Source organism: Streptomyces sp. NPDC021100 (assembly GCF_044333095.1).
Classification (GTDB): domain Bacteria; phylum Actinomycetota; class Actinomycetes; order Streptomycetales; family Streptomycetaceae; genus Streptomyces.
In genome coordinates, this window is sequence record NZ_JBIRQH010000001.1 from 142,748 (window position 1) to 161,966 (window position 19,219).

17 protein-coding genes are annotated in these 19,219 nt (G+C 73.0%); 8 read left to right on the forward strand and 9 right to left on the reverse strand.

The window, feature by feature from the left end; translation table 11 throughout:
* Positions 1-5 precede the first annotated feature (5 nt).
* Together ACH4PU_RS00690 and ACH4PU_RS00695 are read right to left on the reverse strand one after the other, a co-directional pair.
* Positions 6-1,589 (reverse strand): acyl-CoA carboxylase subunit beta, encoded by a 1,584-nt coding sequence (locus ACH4PU_RS00690; protein ID WP_398264131.1) that lies wholly within the window; start codon positions 1,587-1,589, stop codon positions 6-8.
* Between the two features lie 197 nt (positions 1,590-1,786).
* Positions 1,787-4,114, reverse strand: coding sequence for a polysaccharide lyase 8 family protein (locus ACH4PU_RS00695; RefSeq protein ID WP_398264133.1), 2,328 nt, complete (start codon positions 4,112-4,114; stop codon positions 1,787-1,789).
* Between the two features lie 323 nt (positions 4,115-4,437).
* Here ACH4PU_RS00695 and ACH4PU_RS00700 point away from each other — a divergent pair, with 323 nt between their 5' ends.
* Complete coding sequence (locus ACH4PU_RS00700; protein WP_398264135.1) at positions 4,438-5,058, forward strand: YceI family protein; 621 nt, start codon at positions 4,438-4,440, stop codon at positions 5,056-5,058.
* 22 nt (positions 5,059-5,080) lie between these two features.
* Here the strand turns inward: ACH4PU_RS00700 and cimA are convergent, their stop codons facing one another.
* Positions 5,081-6,703, reverse strand: coding sequence for a citramalate synthase (cimA, locus tag ACH4PU_RS00705; RefSeq protein WP_398264137.1), 1,623 nt, complete (start codon positions 6,701-6,703; stop codon positions 5,081-5,083).
* 425 nt (positions 6,704-7,128) lie between these two features.
* On the opposite strand from cimA, the gene ACH4PU_RS00710 reads away from it, so the two are divergent.
* Genes ACH4PU_RS00710 through ACH4PU_RS00725 form a run of 4 tightly spaced genes read left to right on the forward strand, consistent with a single transcriptional unit; the run spans position 7,129 to position 10,817 of the window.
* A complete protein-coding gene (locus ACH4PU_RS00710) occupies positions 7,129-8,367 on the forward strand; it encodes an asparagine synthase-related protein (RefSeq protein ID WP_398264139.1) in 1,239 nt (412 codons plus the stop codon).
* Positions 8,364-8,615, forward strand: coding sequence for a lasso peptide biosynthesis PqqD family chaperone (locus ACH4PU_RS00715; RefSeq protein ID WP_398264141.1), 252 nt, complete (start codon positions 8,364-8,366; stop codon positions 8,613-8,615). The genes ACH4PU_RS00710 and ACH4PU_RS00715 overlap by 4 nt, the downstream gene beginning before the upstream one ends.
* Positions 8,612-9,076, forward strand: coding sequence for a lasso peptide biosynthesis B2 protein (locus ACH4PU_RS00720; RefSeq protein ID WP_398264143.1), 465 nt, complete (start codon positions 8,612-8,614; stop codon positions 9,074-9,076). The genes ACH4PU_RS00715 and ACH4PU_RS00720 overlap by 4 nt, the downstream gene beginning before the upstream one ends.
* Positions 9,036-10,817, forward strand: a complete 1,782-nt coding sequence (locus tag ACH4PU_RS00725) for an ABC transporter ATP-binding protein (protein WP_398264145.1) — start codon at positions 9,036-9,038, stop codon at positions 10,815-10,817. Before ACH4PU_RS00720 ends, ACH4PU_RS00725 begins: the two co-directional genes overlap by 41 nt.
* Positions 10,818-10,820: 3 nt before the next feature.
* Here ACH4PU_RS00725 and ACH4PU_RS00730 read toward each other — a convergent pair whose 3' ends face one another.
* The 3 genes from ACH4PU_RS00730 to ACH4PU_RS00740 all read right to left on the reverse strand — a co-directional run bounded on the left by ACH4PU_RS00730 (position 10,821) and on the right by ACH4PU_RS00740 (position 14,801).
* On the reverse strand, positions 10,821-12,152 hold the full coding sequence (locus ACH4PU_RS00730) for an MFS transporter (RefSeq protein ID WP_398264147.1): 1,332 nt from the start codon (positions 12,150-12,152) through the stop codon (positions 10,821-10,823).
* A 293-nt stretch (positions 12,153-12,445) separates the two neighbouring features.
* Positions 12,446-13,531: a branched-chain amino acid aminotransferase gene (locus tag ACH4PU_RS00735; protein ID WP_398264149.1), complete on the reverse strand. Its 1,086-nt coding sequence runs from the start codon at positions 13,529-13,531 to the stop codon at positions 12,446-12,448.
* Between the two features lie 208 nt (positions 13,532-13,739).
* Positions 13,740-14,801 (reverse strand): 3-isopropylmalate dehydrogenase, encoded by a 1,062-nt coding sequence (locus tag ACH4PU_RS00740; RefSeq protein WP_398264151.1) that lies wholly within the window; start codon positions 14,799-14,801, stop codon positions 13,740-13,742.
* Positions 14,802-14,939: 138 nt separating this feature from the next.
* On the opposite strand from ACH4PU_RS00740, the gene ACH4PU_RS00745 reads away from it, so the two are divergent.
* Positions 14,940-16,514: a purple acid phosphatase family protein gene (locus ACH4PU_RS00745; protein WP_398264153.1), complete on the forward strand. Its 1,575-nt coding sequence runs from the start codon at positions 14,940-14,942 to the stop codon at positions 16,512-16,514.
* Between the two features lie 19 nt (positions 16,515-16,533).
* Here the strand turns inward: ACH4PU_RS00745 and ACH4PU_RS00750 are convergent, their stop codons facing one another.
* The 3 genes from ACH4PU_RS00750 to ACH4PU_RS00760 all read right to left on the reverse strand — a co-directional run bounded on the left by ACH4PU_RS00750 (position 16,534) and on the right by ACH4PU_RS00760 (position 18,096).
* The gene (locus ACH4PU_RS00750; protein WP_398264155.1) at positions 16,534-16,929 is read right to left on the reverse strand and encodes a hypothetical protein; all 396 of its coding nucleotides are present in this window, start codon (positions 16,927-16,929) and stop codon (positions 16,534-16,536) included.
* Positions 16,930-17,176: 247 nt separating this feature from the next.
* A complete protein-coding gene (locus ACH4PU_RS00755) occupies positions 17,177-17,311 on the reverse strand; it encodes a hypothetical protein (RefSeq protein ID WP_398264157.1) in 135 nt (44 codons plus the stop codon).
* Between the two features lie 368 nt (positions 17,312-17,679).
* On the reverse strand, positions 17,680-18,096 hold the full coding sequence (locus ACH4PU_RS00760; RefSeq protein WP_398264159.1) for a hypothetical protein: 417 nt from the start codon (positions 18,094-18,096) through the stop codon (positions 17,680-17,682).
* 260 nt (positions 18,097-18,356) lie between these two features.
* On the opposite strand from ACH4PU_RS00760, the gene ACH4PU_RS00765 reads away from it, so the two are divergent.
* Complete coding sequence (locus tag ACH4PU_RS00765) at positions 18,357-18,536, forward strand: hypothetical protein (protein WP_398264161.1); 180 nt, start codon at positions 18,357-18,359, stop codon at positions 18,534-18,536.
* Between the two features lie 84 nt (positions 18,537-18,620).
* Positions 18,621-19,145 carry a MepB family protein gene (locus ACH4PU_RS00770; protein WP_398264163.1) on the forward strand — a complete coding sequence of 175 codons (525 nt, stop codon included), beginning with the start codon at positions 18,621-18,623 and terminating at the stop codon, positions 19,143-19,145.
* Positions 19,146-19,219: the final 74 nt, after the last annotated feature.

The following is a 19,219-nucleotide window of genomic DNA, read 5'->3' on the forward strand; positions in this document are numbered from 1 at the left end:
TGGGGTTACTGGGGCGGATTGCCGTGCTTGCGGGACGGCAGATCGGCGTGCTTGGTCGCGAGCATCGCCAGCGACCGGATCAGCACCTGCCGCGTCTCCACCGGATCGATGACGTCGTCCACGAGGCCGCGCTCGGCCGCGTAGTACGGATGCATGAGCTCGGCCTTGTACTCCTTGACCATGCGGGCCCGCATCGCGTCGGGATCGTCGGCGTCCGCGATCTGCTTGCGGAAGATGACGTTGGCGGCGCCCTCGGCGCCCATGACGGCGATCTCGTTGGTGGGCCAGGCGTAGGTGAGGTCGGCGCCGATGGACTGGGAGTCCATGACGATGTAGGCGCCGCCGTACGCCTTGCGCAGGATCACCGAGATGCGCGGCACGGTGGCGTTGCAGTAGGCGTAGAGCAGCTTGGCGCCGTGCCGGATGATGCCGCCGTGCTCCTGGTCGACGCCGGGCAGGAAGCCGGGGACGTCCAGGAGGGTGACGATGGGGATGTTGAAGGCATCGCACATCTGGATGAACCGGGCCGCCTTCTCGGAGGCCTCGATGTCCAGGACGCCGGCCAGCGACTGCGGCTGGTTGGCGATGATGCCGACGACCTGGCCGTCGAGCCGGGTCAGGGCGCAGATGATGTTGGTGGCCCAGCGTTCGTGGACCTCGAGGTACTCGCCGTCGTCGACGATCTCCTCGATGACCTTGCGCATGTCGTAGGGGCGGTTGCCGTCGGCCGGGACGAGGTCCAGCAGGGCCTCGCCGGTGCGGTCGACGGGGTCCTCGCAGACGACCCGCGGCGGGTTCTCACGGTTGTTCTGCGGGAGGAGGGAGAGCAGGTAGCGGACCTCCTCCAGGCAGGTCTCCTCGTCGTCGTACGCGAAGTGGGCCACGCCGGAGGTCTCGGCGTGCACGTCGGCGCCGCCGAGGCCGTTCTGGGTGATCTCCTCGCCGGTCACCGCGCGGACCACGTCCGGGCCGGTGATGAACATCTGCGAGGTCTCGCGGACCATGAAGACGAAGTCCGTCAGGGCGGGCGAGTAGGCGGCGCCGCCCGCGCACGGGCCGAGCATCACCGAGATCTGCGGGATGACGCCGGACGCCTTGGTGTTCCGCTGGAAGATGCCGCCGTAGCCGGCGAGGGCGGAGACGCCCTCCTGGATGCGGGCGCCGGCGCCGTCGTTGAGCGACACCAGGGGCGCGCCGGCCGCGATGGCCATGTCCATGATCTTGTGGATCTTGGTGGCGTGGGCCTCGCCCAGCGCACCGCCGAAGATCCGGAAGTCATGGGCGTACACGAACACGGACCGGCCGTGGACGGTGCCCCAGCCGGTGATGACCCCGTCGGTGTACGGCTTCTTCGCCTCCAGGCCGAAGCCCGTGGCGCGGTGCCGGCGCAGCGGCTCGACCTCGGAGAAAGAGCCCTCGTCCAGCAGCAGATCGATACGCTCGCGCGCCGTCAGCTTTCCCTTGGCCTTCTGTGCCTGGGTAGCCCGGTCGCTGGGACCACGCCGAACCTGCTCGCGGATGGCGTGCAGCTCGGCGACGCGCCCACGGACGTCACTCGCCTCTTCGGGCGCACCTTCGAGATTGCTCATGGATAGACGGTACGTGGGACCCGTGCCGGAACATCATGTCGACTCCGCACAAGGTAGTGCTCGATTTGGTGGGCAAGGAGCACAGAATCGCACTGCGCCCCTATCAGTTGCCCCTGTTCGTCTGGACTTCCCACGCTGTGGGTAGTCCACAAAACCACTCGGATACACCGCCGTCCGGCCGGGGGCCGGGCGGGGTGTCAGCCGGTCTCGACCTCGCAGCGGTGCGGCAGGCACCGGGTTCCCGGGCGGATCCGCAGCCGCAGTCCGGGTCCGGTGGCACGTACCTGTACGGACGGGTCGTGGGACACCACCCGGCGCACCGGCCGCGCCCAGAGGAGGTCGGCCGGCGCGCCCGTGCGCGGGGGTTCGGCGAGGTGGAGGGTGGCGCGCCGGCCCCGCCGGTGGATGAGGACGGCGGCGGGGGCGGTCACGGTGAGGGTGCCCACAGTGCCGGGGCGCCAGAAGGCGGCCGCGGTGAGGTCGGGCGTAGCGAGACGTACGGCCTGGAGGTCCGCGGTGTTGGCGAGGACGGTCAGCCGGCCGTGGTCGGCGGCGCGGGCGGCGACGGCGGCCCGGCTCGCGCCGGGCATCAGCAGGTGGACGAGGGCGGCGCCTTGGGGGTCGGTGCCGTGCGGGTGCCACAGGGTGAGGTAGCGGCGGATGAGCGGGCGGGGGGAGCCGCCGGCGTTGACGTCCCGCCAGGCGCCGGTGCGGTGTTCGTCCAGGACGCGCACGGGCGCGCCGCCGGGGAGCACCCAGCCGCCGTGCCCCTCCAGGTGGATCCAGTGCGCCCGGGGGAAGAAGGCGTCCCCCGGGCAGCACACGCCGTCCACGGTGAGCCGGGGCAGCCCGGTGAGCCGCCGGTTGTCGAGCACGGTCTCGACGGGCGTGCCGTCGTGGGCGGTGACGCCGGCGGTGAGGCAGACGACGGCGTCGTCCGCGCACACCCACGTCCGGCGCGCCTCCAGGGTGGAGCCGAGCCCCTTGAGGTGCTGGCCGAGAAGCGCGTACGTGCCGTCGGTGACGCCGCCCACCCAGCGCGCGCCGGGTCTCGGCTCGCCCCAGGCGCCGCCCGCGTTGTCGGCGAGGCGCTTGGCGGAGACGGTGGTGCCGGGGAGGCGGTAGGGGTCGACGGTGGCCCAGAACCCGTCGCCGTACTGGTCCTCGCCGCCGGGTCCCCACCAGAGGAGCATCCCGGCGCCGGTGTGCCAGCCGCGCGGGTTCTCACCGTTGCCGTTCTCGTAGTGGGCGACGCGGTCGGAGGCCATGGCGAGGGCGGCGGTCCAGCCGGGGCGGCGGTGTACGGCCCGGTCCATGGCGGGGAACAGCCGGTGCCCGGCGGTCTCGGGTGCGGCGGGTTCCGGTCCGGCGAGGACGGCCGCGAGCCGGGCCAGGTCGGCGGTGTCGAACTGGGGGTCGGCGAGGAGCGGGGCGGCCGGGTCGCGGGCGGCCCAGCCCTTGATCAGGCCGTGCCACCGGGCGCGCGTGGCGGCGGGCGCGCCCCCGGCGAGCAGGGCGATGGCCGCGACGAGGGCGTGGCCGCGCTGCCGGTCGCTCTGCGGCGGGCCGTCGTCGGTCAGGCCCCGGCTGACGGCGCGGCCGGAGACGGTGTCCGCCACCAGCCCGTGGTGGATCAGCGGGACGAACGCCCGGTCGACGGCGTCGTGGACGAAGCGGCGGCCGGGGTCGGTGACGTCCCAGGCGGAGCCGCGCAGCAGGGCGAGGAGCCGGGCCAGGCCGTCGAGCAGCACCCAGCCGTAGGTGCCGGTGTAGGGGACGGCGGTGTGCTGGAGGAACGATCCGTCGGCGTACAGCCCGTCGCCGTGGTCGACGTGGGCGAGGACCGGGGAGAGGGCGTCCCGGGCGAGGGCGAGCTTCGCCGGCGCCTCCCCCAGGACGCCGCGGAGGGCGACGACGCGGCAGAGGTCGACGCGGTTGGCGCCGGTGCTGGTGCCGGTGTAGGCGCCGAGCAGCGCGTCCGGGACGAAGTGATCGACCGCCGCGAGCGCGTCGGCGCGGCGGGCGGGCCCGGCTTCCGCGTACAGCAGGGTGAGCGTGTCGAGCAGCGGGCGCGGGGTGCCGATCTGCCACTCCCACCAGTTGCCGTACCGCTCGGTGCCCGGGTGGTAGACGGCCCGGCGGACGTGGTCCAGGCCGGCGAGGACGTCGGCGGCGAGCGCCGCGTCGCCGGTGAGCCCGGTGCCGGGCTGGACGTAGGCGCGGGCCATGACGTGCAGCCGGGTGTGGCTGAGGGTGATGCCGGCGGGCGGGTCGAAGGGGGCGTCGGGCCAGAGCGACCCGGGGGCGGGCCGCATCCGCGCGCGGTGGGCGCGGGCGGTCTCGCCGGTGCGGCGCAGGACCGCGCGGTACGGCTCGGCGGCCGGGTCGAGGCCGGTACCGAGGAGGAGGTCGCGCCAGCGGTGGCGGAGGGGGGTGAAGGGGTCGCCGGGGGCGGGTGGGATACCCGCGACGGGGGCGGCGAGCGCCGTGGCGAGGAAGGCGCGGCGGGTCCAAGGTGGAGGCATGGGGGTCCTCACGGTGCGGGAGGGCTGCGCGGGACGGCCCACACGGTGCCAGGGCCCGGCGGGGCGGCGCAATGAGGCGGGTGCGAGCGCCGTCCGTTCCACGCCGCTCCCCCGGGCGCCCCTGCGCCCCGCCCGGCGACCCGGCCGGAAACGGTCTCCCGGCACGTCGGCCCGGGCGCGGAAAATCCCCGCCGGGAACCCCTCCCGATTAAGTTGAAGGATGAACCAACCCCCACTACCGTGGACACGGATCGAGCGACCGATCCGATCGACCCACCCCGCCGGCCCCGCCCGGCCGGCCGTCGACCCGCGAGGAGAACGCCATGGGCCCCTTCACCCGCAAGTCCGCCTCCGACTCCGCCACCCCCGAGACCCCGGCCGCCGCGAACCCCGCGCTGGCCGCCCTCACCGGCGACTGGACCATCGACCCCGTCCACAGCACCCTCGGCTTCATGGTGCGCCACGCCATGGTCACCAACGTCCGCGGCTCCTTCCACGAGTACCAGGGCACGCTCCACCTCGACGGAACCGACCCCTCCCGCTCCACCGCCGCCATCGACATCACCGTCGCCAGCGTGGACACCGGCATGAAGGACCGCGACGCACACCTCCGGAAGGAGGACTTCTTCGACGTCGAACGGTTCCCGCTGATGACCTTCCGCTCCACCGCCGCGCAGTCGCTGGGCGGCGACACCTACCGCCTGACGGGCGACCTCACCATCAAGGACGTCACCCGCCCGGTCACCCTCGACCTGGAGTTCAACGGGTCGGCCGTCGACGCCTACGGCACCGAGCGCGTCGGCTTCGAGGGCCGCGCCGAGATCCAGCGCTCCGACTGGGGGCTGTCCTGGAACGCGGCCCTGGAGGCCGGCGGCGTCATGATCAGCGACAAGGTGAAGCTGGTCTTCGACATCTCCGCCGTCCGCGCCACGCCCCAGGGCTGACCCCCGGCCGGAAGCGCCGGGCTCACTCCCGCGGTTCGACGCCCGCGCGCCACAGGCCGTACGCGTAGGCGTCGTCGAGCGCCTGCCAGGACGCGGCGATGACGTTCTCGGCGACGCCGACCGTGGACCACTCCCCGTCCTGGTCGCTGGTGGAGACCAGGACGCGGGTGATCGAGCCGGTGCCCAGGCTGCCCTCCAGGATGCGGACCTTGTAGTCGGTCAGCTCCAGCCCGCCGAGCTGCGGGTAGAAGGGTTCGAGGGCCGAACGCAGCGCCCGGTCCAGGGCGTTGACCGGGCCGTTGCCCTCTGCGGTGGCGACGATCCGCTCGCCCTTGGCCCAGATCTTCACCGTCGCCTCGTTGGCGTGGGTGCCGTCGGGGCGGTCCTCGGCGATGGCGCGCCAGGACTCGACGCGGTAGTAGCGGAGCGCCCGGCCGGTCACCTCCTGGCGGAGCAGCAGCTCGAAGGAGGCGTCCGCGGCCTCGTACGTGTAGCCCTGCGCCTCCCGCTCCTTGACGCGCTCGACGACCCGGCCGACCAGCTCGCGGTCGCCGCCCAGGTCGATGCCGAGCTCCTTGCCCTTGAGCTCGATCGACGCCCGGCCGGCCATGTCGGAGACCAGCATCCGCATGGTGTTGCCGACCTGTTCGGGGTCGATGTGCTGGTACAGGTCCGGGTCGACCTTGATCGCGGAGGCGTGCAGCCCGGCCTTGTGGGCGAAGGCCGAAACCCCCACGTACGGCTGATGCGTGGACGGCGTCAGGTTGACGACCTCGGCGATGGCGTGCGAGACGCGGGTGGTCTCGGCCAGCTTGCCGGGCGGCAGCACCCGCCGGTCGTACTTGAGCTCCAGGGCCGCGACGACGGGGAAGAGGTTGGCGTTGCCGACGCGTTCGCCGTAGCCGTTGGCCGTGCACTGCACATGCGTGGCGCCCGCGTCCACGGCGGCGAGGGTGTTGGCCACCGCGCACCCGGTGTCGTCCTGCGCGTGGATCCCGAGCCGCGCGCCGGTCGCCGCGAGCACGGCGGAGACGGTCTCGGCGACCCGCGCGGGGAGCATCCCGCCGTTGGTGTCGCAGAGCACGACGACGTCGGCGCCCGCCTCGTGCGCGGCGCGGACCACCTCGGTGGCGTACGCCGGGTTGGCCCGGTGGCCGTCGAAGAAGTGCTCGCAGTCGACGAACACCCGCCGGCCGTGCGCCCGCAGGTGGGCGACGGTCTCCCGGACCATCGCCAGGTTCTCCTCCAGCGTGGTGCGCAGCGCGAGTTCGACGTGCCGGTCGTGCGCCTTGGCGACCAGCGTGACGACCGGGGCGCCGGACGCGAGCAGCGCGGCCACCTGCGGGTCGTCCGCCACGCGGACGCCCGGCTTGCGGGTGGCGCCGAACGCGACGAGCCGGGCGTGGCGGAAGGTGATCTCCTCCCGGGCGCGCCGGAAGAAGTCGGTGTCCCGCGGGTTGGCGCCCGGCCAGCCGCCCTCGATGAAGCCCACGCCGTAGTCGTCCAGGTGCCGGGCGATGGTGAGCTTGTCCGCCACCGTGAGGTTGATGCCCTCGCGCTGCGCGCCGTCGCGGAGCGTGGTGTCGAAGACGTGGAACGCGTCGGACGGCGCCGCCTCGGGGGCGTCCGTGAGGGTGTCCGTCATGCTGCTGAGGCTCCTGTCGGGATCTCGGTCTACCGGAATGACCGGCTCCACCGTCCCTCCATGGTCCCGCGTGCTCCGCTCCCGGCTGAAGGTGGGCCGGAAACGAAAAAACCTCTCGCGGGTGCGAGAGGTCTGCGCGCGGGTCGGGGACGAGGGTGGCCGTGCCGTACCAGGTGCGTACGGAACGGTCACTGCGGACCGGCGCGCCTGCTGCCCGTAATCATGGCGAGCGAGAACACGTGACGAAGTCTTGCACAACCGCCGCCGCGGGAGCGGAACCGTCTCGCCATCCGGGCAGCGATGGACCTCCGGGCGCGGCGCCCGACCGCCCTGAAGAAGTGGAACCGGAATTCTCCCTCACCTTCCGCGACGGCCCCGGATACCGAACACAGCGGTGGTGGAATTCTCCCCGGCCGCACCTCTCCATGGCGCACGGAAAGGCCGCTGTCGCAGCCGCGCTCATTAATTCCGTAAAGGAATACACGGACGGCCGGGACCGCGTCAGCAGCGATCTCTCCGGCGGCCTGGACTCCACCTCCGTCGCCTTTCTCGCCCGGCGGGCGGGCGTCGACGGCATGCCGGCGGTGACGGTCGCCGGACGGGACGCCTTCGCCGAGGACGAGCGCTGGGCGCGGCGCGCGGTGGAGGAATTCCCGGGGCTCGACCACCACGTCATCCCCGCCGACGCGTACCCGCTGTTCTTCGCGGGCGTCGGCACCCCCACCGAACCGCTGGACGAGCCCTTCTACCTCGCCCCGGCCCGCGAGCGCGCGCGGGCGATGCTGGAGCCCGCAGTCCGCGCGGGGTCGCGGATGCACCTCACCGGCCACGGCGGCGACGAGCTCTTCAACGGCGTTCCCGCCGCCTACCGCGACCTCTTCGCGCGCCGGCCGCTGCTGGCGTGGTCCCGGCTCAACGCCACCCGCCATCTGCACGGATGGCCCCTGTTGCCGACCCTGCGGCAGCTGCTCGCCCGGCCGCGGTACGGATCCTGGCTGACCCGCTCCGTGACCCGCGAGCCCCTCGTGGGGCTGCGCACCCCGCTGCTGGGCTGGGGGCCCACGCAGTCCGTCCACCCGTGGATCACCGCTCGCGGCCGGCGGCTGATCCGCGCCGGATATCTGTCGGCGGCGCGGCGGGCCCGGCCCCTGGCCCCCGGGCCGGGGCGCCACACGGAACTCGACGTGATCAGGGCCGGCGCCCGGGCCTTCCAGGCCCTGGAGGACCTGGGCGTCGCCATGGGCGTCCCGGTGGCCGCGCCGTTCTTCGACGACCGGGTGATCGAGGCGGTGCTGTCCGTCCGGCTCGAGGACCGCATGGACCCCGCGCGGTACAAACCGCTGCTGGTCGAGTCCCTGCGCGGCCTGGTGCCCGACGTGCTGCTCGACCGGACGACCAAGGACGAGATGTCGCAGGACCAGGCGCTCGGCCTCCGGCGGCACGCCCCGGACCTGCGCCGGCTGTGGACGGACTCGCGGCTCGCCCGGCGGGGACTCGTCGACGCGGACCTGCTGGTCCGGCTCGCCGACGAGCCGGACACCCCCCTCCTCCAGGAGAACTCCCTCTGGACGGTGGTCGCCTGCGAGTCCTGGCTGCGCGCGATCGAACACCAGGAACGTCCCGAGGCGAACCGGACGACCACCCAGGACAAGGAAGGCACATGAGACTCAGAAGCGGCGTCGCCCTCACTTCGACCGACTACGGAGCCGTCCTCCTCGACGAACGCGACGGCACCTACTGGCAGCTCAACGACAGCGGGGCCGTCATCGTGAGCGCGCTCGCCGAGGGGCTGGCCCCGGGCGCCGTCGCCGAGCGGCTGGCGGCCGAGTTCGACGTCGACGCCGCCGAGGCCGAGGCCGATGTGCGGGAGCTCGTCCGCCAACTCGTCGAGGCGAAGATCGTCCGGCCATGACCACGGAGATGACCATGCCCGCCCGGGGCGCCGGGCGGGGCGGGATCGCCCTGCGGGCGGTGATCGCGCTCGCCTTCCTGCTGGCCAGGCTGCGCCCCGGACGGCTCCGGAAGCTGCTGACCCTGATCAGCCGGGGCGCCCGCCCGGCGCACCACGCCGAGGTCCTGGAGGTGTACCAGGCCGTGGTCGGCACCAGCCGCCGCTGCGCCGGCTGGTACGGCTGCCTGCCCCGCTCCATCGCGATCGCCCTCGTCTGCCGGCTGTCGGGCACCTGGCCCGACTGGTGCGCGGGGGTACGGAGTTCACCGCCGTTCGCGGCCCACGCCTGGGTGGAGGCCGACGGCGGGCCGGTCGGCGAACGCGGCCGGTCCGAGGACTTCCGGCCGCTGATGACCGTGACCGTACGAGAAGGGGGTTCCGGTGCGGGAGACCGGCGAGGGCCCGGCCGGCGGGGGGCGTGAGCCGAAGCCGCTGCGGCTGCTGTTCGGCCATCTGCGGCCGCACTGGCGGACGTTGACGCTCGGCGGCGTGCTGTCCCTGCTCGGCGCGGGCGCCGGGCTGGCCATGCCCCTGATGGCCAAGTACGTCGTCGACGCCCTCGGGGAGGAACGGTCGGCGTCGGGACCGCTGACGGCCCTCACCGCCGTCGCGGTCCTCGGCGCGGGCGCGACGGCGGGCGCCGGCTACCTCATGGGCCGGACCGGGGAGGACATCGTCCTCGGCGCCCGGCGGCGACTCGTGGGGCGCGTGCTGCGCCTGGGGATACCGGCCGTCGACCGGCTCACCCCGGGCGACCTGCTCACCCGGGTCACCAGCGACACCACGCTGCTACGGACGGCGCTCACCACCAGCGTCGTCGAATCGGTCACCGGCGTCTGCACGCTGGCCGGCGCGATCGCCTTCATGGCGGCCCTGGACGGCGTCCTCCTCGGCGTCACCCTCCTCGTCATCGGCGCCGTCGCCGGCGTCTCCGCCCTGCTCATGCCCAGGATCCAGCGGGCGCAGCGCCGGGCCCAGGAGGCCGTCGGCGAGATGGGGTCGGCGCTGGACCGCGCCCTCCAGGCGTTCCGCACGGTCAAGGCCAGCGGCGCCGAGGAGCGGGAGACCGGCGTCGTGGGCGAGGCGGCGGCACGGGCCCGGGACCGGGGGGTGACGGTGGCCGGCTGGACCGCGCTGACCGGCGCGTCGGTCCTGATGGCCGTCCAGCTCGCCTTCCTGAGCGTGCTGGCGGTCGGCGGTACGCGCGTGGCCTCCGGGGCGCTGGAGGTGTCGGCGCTGATCGCCTTCCTGCTGTACCTGTTCTACCTGGTGTCGCCGCTCGGCCAGCTCGTCGAGAGCTGGGCCGCCGTACAGCAGGGACTCGTCGCGGTCGGGCGCGTCCACGAGATCGAGGCGTTGCCCGGCGAGCCGGCCGGCACCGCCCCCGCCGCGGGCGCGACAACGGCCACGGGACCGGTCGGACTCCGGTTCGACGACGTGGTCTTCCGGTACGGGGACGACCGCGGGCCGGCCCACGACGGCGTGACCTTCGAGGTGCCCGCCCGGGGCATGACCGCGCTCGTCGGGCCGTCCGGTGCGGGGAAGTCGACGGTGTTCGCCCTGCTGGAGCGCTTCTACGACCACCAGTCGGGCACCATCGCCGTCGACGGCCGCGACATCCGCGACTGGCCGCTGGCCGAACTCCGCGCCTCCGTCGGCTACGTGGAACAGGACGCGCCGGTCCTGGCCGGAACCCTGCGGGACAACCTGCTGTTCGCCGCCCCCCGGGCCACGCCCGACGAACTGGTGCGCGCGGTGGCGCGCACCGGCCTCGACGAGCTCGTCGCCCGGCTGCCCGAGGGCCTCGACACCCCGGTCGGACACCGGGGCACAGCGCTCTCCGGCGGCGAGCGCCAGCGCGTGGCGATCGCACGGGCGCTGCTGCGCAAGCCGCGCCTGCTCCTCCTGGACGAGGTGACCTCGCACCTGGACGCGGTCAACGAGCAGCGGCTGCGCGACGTCGTCCTGGAACTGGCCGCCGAGACCACCGTCCTGGTGATCGCCCACCGGCTCTCCACCGTCGTGCGCGCCGACCGCATCGTGGTCATGGAGGCGGGCCGGGTCCGCGCGGTCGGCGGCCACGAGGAACTCGTCGGCTCCGACGACCTGTACCGCGAACTGGCCACCACCCAACTGGCGGCGGACCCGTCCGGCGCGCCGTAGGGCTCAGGCGAGCGGAGCGGTGGCCCGGTCCGGCTCCTCCGTGCCCGGCCGTTCTTCGCCCGGCCCCCCGCCGACCCGCTTGAGGTCGATGTCCCGGGTCTCCCGCATCGTCAGGTACACCACCAGCGATACGGCCGCGCAGCCCGCCACGTACCAGGAGAAGCCCGACTCGATCCCGCTCTTCTTGAACCACAGCGCCACGTACTCCGCCGTGCCGCCGAACGCCGCGTTGGCGATCGCGTACGGCAGCGCGACGCCGAGGGAGCGGACGCCGGTCGGGAAGAGCTCCGCCTTCACACAGGCGTTGATGGAGGTGTAGCCGGTGACCACGATCAGGGCGAGCAGCGCGAGACCGAGCGCGGGCCAGAACGAGCCGGCGTGCTTCAGCAGCGTCATGATCGGCACGGTGAGGAACGTCGAGCCCACCGCGAACGTGATCAACAGCGGCCGGCGGCCGATCCGGTCCGAGAGCGCGCCCGCGAGCGGCTGGAGACAGGCGAAGACGAGCAGCGCGCAGAAGCTGACGAGGGTGGCGGTCTGCTTGGGCAGACCCGCGGTGTTGGAGAGGTACTTGGTGAGGTACGTGGTGTACGTGTAGTACGCCACCGTGCCGCCCATGGTCAGCGCGATGACCAGCAGCGCCTCGCGCTTGTGCCGCAGCAGGGCGCGGACCGTGCCGCGTTCGCCCTCCGGAGTGTCGTCCGCCTCCTGGTACGTCTCCGTCTCCAGCATGTTGCGCCGCAGGTAGAAGATGACGGCCGCGCCGAGGGCGCCGACGACGAACGGGATCCGCCAGCCCCACTCGTGCAACTGGGCGGAGGTCAGGGTGTGCTGGAGCACGATCAGCAGCCCCAGGCCGAGGAGTTGGCCGGCCGTCATGGACACGTACTGGAAGCTGGACGCGAACCCGCGGCGGCCCGGCGCCGACGCCTCGGTGAGGTACGTGGCACTGGCCGCGTACTCGCCGCCCACCGACAGCCCCTGCAGCAGCCGCGCCACCAGCAGGACGGCGACACCGCCGTACCCCGCCACCCCGTAGGTGGGCGCGGCGGCGATCAGCACCGCCGAGGCGGACATCAGCGTCACGGTCAGCGTCAGCGCCGCCTTCCGCCCCCGCCGGTCCCCCACCCGCCCGAGCAGCCAGCCGCCGACCGGCCGCATGAAGAAGCCGACGGCGAAGATGCCGGCGGTGTTCATGAGTTTGGCGGTGTCGTTGCCTTCGGGGAAGAAGGAGCCCGCGAAGTAGGTCGCGAAGCTGGCGTAGACGAACCAGTCGAACCACTCGACCATGTTGCCGGCCGAGCCGATCCAGATCTTCTTCCAGTGCTGTCCCATGCAGGGCACGGTGGCGGAAGGGTGTGGTTTCGGACAAGGGGTCCGTGGCAACGATCGCGCTTACATGCGTGCGTTGTGGTCGCGGGTTGATGTGCCCCGGTCCCGCCCCTTCGCCGTTTCCTGGGGCTGCGCCCCAGACCCCGAAACCGCGCTCCGCGCGGTTGTCCTCAAACGCCGGACGGGCTATATAGCCCGTCCGGCGTTTGAGGACGAGCGGCGAAGCCGCGAAAAGGGGGTCTGGGGGCTTGCCCCCAGGAAACGGCGAAGGGGCGGGACCGGGGCACCCCAACCGCTTACCCCAGCCGGTGCATCCACCCGTACGTGTCGTCCGCAGCCCCGGTCTGGATGTCCAGAAGCGCCTGCCGCAGCCGCATCGTCACAGCCCCCGGCCCGCCGTCCCCGACCGTCCAGTCCCCGCGAGCGGACTTCACCGACCCCACCGGCGTGATCACGGCGGCCGTGCCGCAAGCGAACACCTCCGTCAACGACCCGTCCGCGGTGGCGTTCCGCCAGTCCTCCACCGAGATCCGCCCCTCGGCGACCTCGTACCCGAGGTCCGAGGCGATCCGCAGCAGCGAGGCCCGCGTGATGCCGGGCAGGAGCGACCCGGTCAGCTCGGGGGTGACGATGCGGTTCCCGTACACGAAGTACAGGTTCATCCCGCCCATCTCCTCGATCCAGCGCCGCTCCACCGCGTCCAGCCAGACCACCTGGTCGCAGCCCTTCTCGGCGGCCTGCGCCTGGGCGACGAGGGAGGCGGCGTAGTTGCCGGCGCACTTGGCGGCGCCGGTGCCGCCGGGGGCGGCGCGCACGTATTCCTCGGAGATCCAGACGGAGACGGGCTTGACGCCGCCCGCGAAGTAGGCGCCGGCCGGCGAGGCGATGACGACGAAGAGGTACTCCTTGGCCGGGCGCACCCCCATGCCCGCCTCGGTGGCGAACATGAACGGCCGCAGATAGAGGGAGGCTTCGCCGGAGGCCGGCACCCAGGCGCGGTCCTGCCGCACGAGCGCGTCGCACGCCTCGATGAACGTCTCGACCGGCAGTTCGGGCATGGCCAGCCGGCGGGCGGACGCCTGGAAGCGCTTGGCGTTCTCGTCCGGGCGGAAGGTGGCGACGCCGCCGTCGGGACGGTGGTAGGCCTTGAGGCCCTCGAAGATGGCCTGCCCGTAGTGGAGCGTCATGTTGGCCGGGTCGATCGACAGCGGCGCGTACGGCACGAGCTGGGCGTCGTGCCAGCCGACCCCGTCCGCCCACTTGATGGTGACCATGTGGTCGGTGAAGTGACGGCCGAACCCGGGGTCCGCGAGGATGCGCTCCCGCTCCGCGTCGGACAGCGGCTGCGAGGAGGGCTTGAGCTCGATCGTGGGCGTGGTCATGGATGCGTGTCCTTAACTTTCGGGTGCTGCGGACCGCGCTCACGCCGTCCCCGCTCTGGCGGACGTCCGAGCTTCTTCGCCTCTTTTCGCGGCCCCGTGTCCGATTATCGCTCGGAGGGGGGCATGAACGAAATACCTGTGCGAACGCCGAGGAGGCGCGCGGCCCGGTGGAACGGTGGGGACTCCGGCCGCGCGCGGGGCGGACGGGTCAGGCGGGTACGCCCGGTACCTCGGAGACCAGATTCACGAGCGCGGACCCCGTCTCCTCCGTCGAGCGGGCGGCGCCCCCCGCCCGTCCCGCCAGATCGGCGGCCACGGCTGCCTCCACCCGCGCCGCCTCCTCCTCGTACCCGAGGTGTCGCAGCAGCAGGGCGACGGAGAGGACGGTCGCCGTGGGGTCGGCCGTCCCTGTGCCCGCGATGTCCGGGGCCGAGCCGTGGACCGGCTCGAACATGGAGGGGAACGTGCCGTCCGGGTTGATGTTGCCGGACGCGGCGGTCCCGATGCCGCCGCTGACGGCCGCCGCGAGGTCGGTGAGGATGTCGCCGAAGAGGTTGTCGGTGACGATCACGTCGAACCGCTCGGGCTGCGTGACGAGGAAGATCGTCGCCGCGTCCACGTGCAGGTAGTCCGTCGTGACCTCGGGGAACTCCCGGCCGACCCGGTCGAAGACGGACTTCCAGAGCCGGCCCGCGTACACCAGGACGTTGTTCTTGTGCACGAGCGTGAGCTTCTTCCGCGGCCGGGCCTGGGCCCGCGCGTACGCGTCCCGGACCACCCGCTCCACCCCGTACGCGGTGTTCACGCTGACCTCGGTGGCGACCTCGGCCGGGGTGCCGGTGCGCAGCGAGCCGCCGTTGCCGGTGTACGGGCCCTCGGTGCCCTCGCGGACGACGACGAAGTCGATGTCCGGGCGGCCGGCGAGCGGGCCGGTGGTGCCGGGGTACAGCCGGGAGGGGCGCAGGTTCACGTGGTGGTCGAAGGCGAAGCGCAGCTTGAGCAGCAGGCCTCGCTCCAGCACGCCGGACGGTACGGAGGGATCGCCCACCGCGCCGAGCAGGATCGCGTCGTGCTCCTTGAGGGACTCCAGTTCGGCGTCGGGGAGGGTCTCCCCGGTGGCGTGCCAGCGCCGGGCGCCGAGGTCGTACTCCCGGGTCTCCAGCTTCACGTCGGAGGGGAGGACGGCGGTGAGGACGCGGAGGCCCTGGGCCACCACTTCGGGGCCGATGCCGTCACCGGGGATCACTGCGAGGCGGATGCTGCGAGACATGACGGGACCGTACTCCCTCGTCCCACTGAATGACACTCGCCGTCCACCATATGGACGTGGGGTAACCGGCTGAGACCAGTTCGGCGGATTTCGGCGGAAGTGGGTGACGGGACGGGCCTTTGCTGGCACGTTCCCGGCATGGACACTCCACGCGTAGGCATTCCCGGCTCGCTCGCCGAGCGCATGACCATGCCGGAGCAGCACGAGTACCTGCGGAGCAAGCTCACCCGGCGCGGTCTGCTGCGCGTGGGCGCGGTGACGGCGGGGGCGGTCGCCGGGACGGGCCTGCTGGGAGCGGCGCCCACCACTGCCCTGAGCACCCCCACCCTCGTGACGGCGAGAGCCACCACCCGGGTCGACGGCTCCCTGGTCGCCCCCTTCGGCCGGCACCTCGCCTTCGGCGCCGACCCGAAGACCCAGATGCGCGTCTCGTGGCAGGTGCCCTTCGCGGTCCGCAAGCCGTTCCTGCGGATCGGGCTGAAGCCGTGGGACCTCGGCCGCCGCGTCGAGGCGGAGGCGCGGCACCTGCACACCCCGCCGCTGGTGAAGAAGCTGCCCGCCGTCGACCAGTACTACCTGCACGTCGCGCTGGACGGGCTGCGGCCCGGCACCACGTACTACTACGGCGTCGGGCACACCGGCTTCGACCCGGCGGACGCCCGGCACCTGGGCACGGTCGCGTCCTTCCGCACCGCGCCCGCGCGCCCGGAGCGGTTCGTCTTCACGGCCTTCGGCGACCAGGGCGTCGGCTACCACGCGCTCGGCAACGACCAGTTGCTGCTCGGCCAGGACCCGGCGTTCCACCTGCACGCGGGCGACATCTGCTACGCGGACAGCAGCGGCTCCGGCCGGCCCGGCGACGTGTACGACGCGCGGGTGTGGGACCAGTTCCTCGGCCAGACGGAGTCGGTGGCCCGGAGCGTGCCCTGGATGGTGACCACCGGCAACCACGACATGGAGGCGTGGTACTCCCCCAACGGCTACGGCGGCCAGAGCGCCCGCTGGGCCCTGCCCGCCAACGGCTTCGACCCACGCAGGTCGCCGGGCGTCTACTCCTTCGTCCACGGCAACGTCGCCGTCGTCGCCCTCGACGCCAACGACGTCTCGTACGAGATCGCCGCCAACACGGGCTACAGCGGCGGCAGGCAGACCGCCTGGCTCGACCGCCGGCTGCGCGAGCTGCGGGCCCAGCGGGACGTGGACTTCGTCGTCGTCTTCTTCCACCACTGCGCCTTCTCGACGACGAAGGCGCACGCCTCGGACGGCGGCGTCCGCGACGCGTGGCTCCCCCTGTTCGACAAGCACCGCGTGGACCTCGTCGTCAACGGCCACAACCACATCTACGAACGCACGGACGCCCTCCGCGCGGGCCGGCTCCGCCGCCGCGTCCCGATCGGCGCGACGGTCGACCCGTCCCGCGACGGCATCGTCTACGTCACCGCCGGCGGCGCGGGCGCGGACCTCTACGACTTCCCCGTCCCGGACAGCTACGAGGGCCACGTCCACGACCTCGAAAGCGTCGCCAGCTACCACTGGAAGAAGGGCCGGGTGAAGTCCCCCGAACGAGTGGAGTGGTCGCGCGTCCGCTACACGGGCCACTCCTTCCTGGCGGTCGAGTGCGAGCCGGGCTCGCGGCCCCGGCTGCGGGTCACGGCGCTGGCGGAGAACGGCAGGCGCGTCGACCACTTCGACGTGGTCCGGGCGGGGCGGTAGGCGGAGCACGCGAAGCCCGTCAGGCGCCGGCGGCCACGATGCCGGACACGAACGGGACGTCGTCGAGGGGAGGGAGGTCCCGCCCGGCCGGGCCACCGGTACACGTGCGGGGCGCGGCGTCGCTCAGGACGGCGATGTCCTGGACGCCCACGTTGACCAGAGCGGGGAGCGACGGCCCGGCGCCGGCCGGGGCTGGGGCGGGGACTGGGGCCGGAGCTGGGGCGCACAAGGGCTGGAGCAGAGGCGAGGGCAGGGGCAGAGCCGGGGGCGGAGGCAGACCCGCGCCACCGCCGGTGACCGGCGTGAGGACGCCACCGCCCGGCCCCCCGGCCCAGGCCGGGGCCGCCGCGGCCTGGGCTCCGGCGAGCAGCGCCAGCACGACGCCGGTGGCACGGGCAAGGGTGTGTCGGTTCATGAACTGACGAACGATGCCGGCCCGCCCGCGGATACGGAGCCGCCCGCTCCGCGGGCTGATCAAGGACGCGTACGCGGCCGGGTACTGCGCGCACGTACGCGACAGGGCCGCGCCGTCCGCCGAAGTGGACGGGGAGCGAGTCGGCGCTCCGACGGATGACCGGCCCGCGCACGACGCGACCGCGCCACCGGGCGCCGGCCCAGTGGGCGGCGACGGAGCCCGGTGAACCTACGCGGTCACCGGAGCGTCAGTGGCCCGCCGGGCCCCCGTTGTCGCGGCGGTCGAGGGCGCGCTGCAGAGCGGCGGCGGCGTTGAGGCGGTCGGCGTCGCGCTCGGCGCGGCGCGTGCGACGGGGCTTGCGGACGGCGGTGGTCTCGGCCATGGGTCACGTCTCCTCTGGAAGAAGTCCTGCGAGGGATGCGAAGAGCCGGAGAAGGGGCGGGGGCCCGGACGCTCACAGGGGTCACCTGCATACACGCGCCCGACCACGTCCGCCGTCGCTCGATGAAGCGGAACGCTCGGCTTCCTCCACGCTAAGCGAGCATTCCCGCGCTGTCGCCGTATTTACTCGGGCTTCCTACTATCTGAGACGGCTCGCTCGCACCGCCCCGGCCGGCCGTGCCCACGGCGCGGGCTGCCCCGGAGGCCCCGGGGCGTCGGACGGCGAAGGGGTCGGTGGACCCGGCGGCACTGCCGGGAGTCCGTCCTCGCCGCCGACAGCGGAGCCGCCGCGGTCAGTCCGTCAGCGCATCAGTAGGTGAGGACGGGGCTGTCCGTGGTCTCCAGGTCGGGGCCGCCGGTCCAGTGGATCTTGGTGAAGGTGACGTAGTCGTGGCCGGAGGCGGGGTTGCTCAGCACGATGCCCAGGTGCTGGTAGCCGTTCCGGCAGGAGACCGACTGGCGGGTGGCGAAGGCCCAAGAGGTCTTGTCGAAGACACCGAACTCCACGTAGCAGTTGGGGTTCACGTTGCCGAGATTCAGGTACGCGTCCGCGCCTATGGTGCCGTTGTTGTGGTCGGCGATGCAGACGTTCTTCCAGGTGGGGCCGGCGCAGCCGCCGCCCGACGACGCGGCCGCGGTGCCGGCGGCGGACACGGCCGCCGTCGCGGCCAGCGCCGCGGTGGCCAGCGCGAGGGCGGCGCCGCGCTTGATTCTCAGTGCACGCATGGAGAGCTCCTTGACTGGAGTGCGACCGGCCCGGTCGGACCGACGACGCCACAGTCGCAAAAGGTGCTCAACAGTCGATAAAAGGTGTTCAACGACTGATAAACGATGACACATGGCCCACCGGTGCCCCAGCCACGGGTGTCGAACCGGCGAGCGGAGGATCGATTCACCGTCCACGCACGGGTGATGCCTCGCATACGGCGGAGGCCCTGCGGGCAGACCCGGCCCGAACCGATCACCCGACCATCGGAAGGCACCTCATGCGCCGCGTCACCACCGTCCTCCTCGGAGCCGCCGCGATCCTCGGCATCCTCACCCTTCCCGCGAGTGCCGACGACGCGCCGTGGAGCCGCCTGGTGAGCGTGAACGCCAACGCGGCCAGCGCGGACCCGTGGCACTCGGGCGCTCCCGAGCGCAACGGGCTGGTCGTCCTGCCGTGACCCCGCCGTGCTGCCCGGGCCCCGGACGCCGGTGCCCGGGCAGCGCGCCACTCAGGCCCTGTCGCGCGATGGCAGGATGCCGGGATGGTGACGAATGAGCCGTGGGCGGGGACGCACGACGACCTGGCGGCGGCGGAGGCGCTGGTGTACGGACCGGGCGGTTTCGCCTGCTCCCCGCCGGTGCCGGAAGCGGAGAGCGCCGAGTACGCGGCGTGCGCCTTCACGCTCGACGGCCGGTCGGTTCGCTTCCGGGTGGGCAAGACCACCCCGACGAAGGTGGGCCAGTTCGTCACCTTCTGGCAGCGGTCCGAGGAGGGGCCGATCCGCCCCTTCGACGCCGACGACGGGGTGGACCTCTTCGTCGTCGGCAGCCGCGACGACGACGGCTTCGGGCAGTTCGTGTTCCCGCGCGAGGTGCTGTGCGAGCGCGGCATCGTCTCCCGTGGCGGCTCCGGCGGGAAGCGCGGGTTCCGCGTCTATCCCCCGTGGGTGACCACGACCAGCCGGCAGGCCCGCGGCACCCAGGCATGGCAGGTGGGCTTCTTCCTCGGCCTCGGCCGGAACGAGCCCGTCGACCTGGGACGCGCCCGCACCCTCTATCACCCCTAGGTTCCCGGCTCTTCGTACGCGGAGAGGCAACGCGACGTGCGCTGCCCGGCAATTCATGCGCCCGGGCCCGGTTT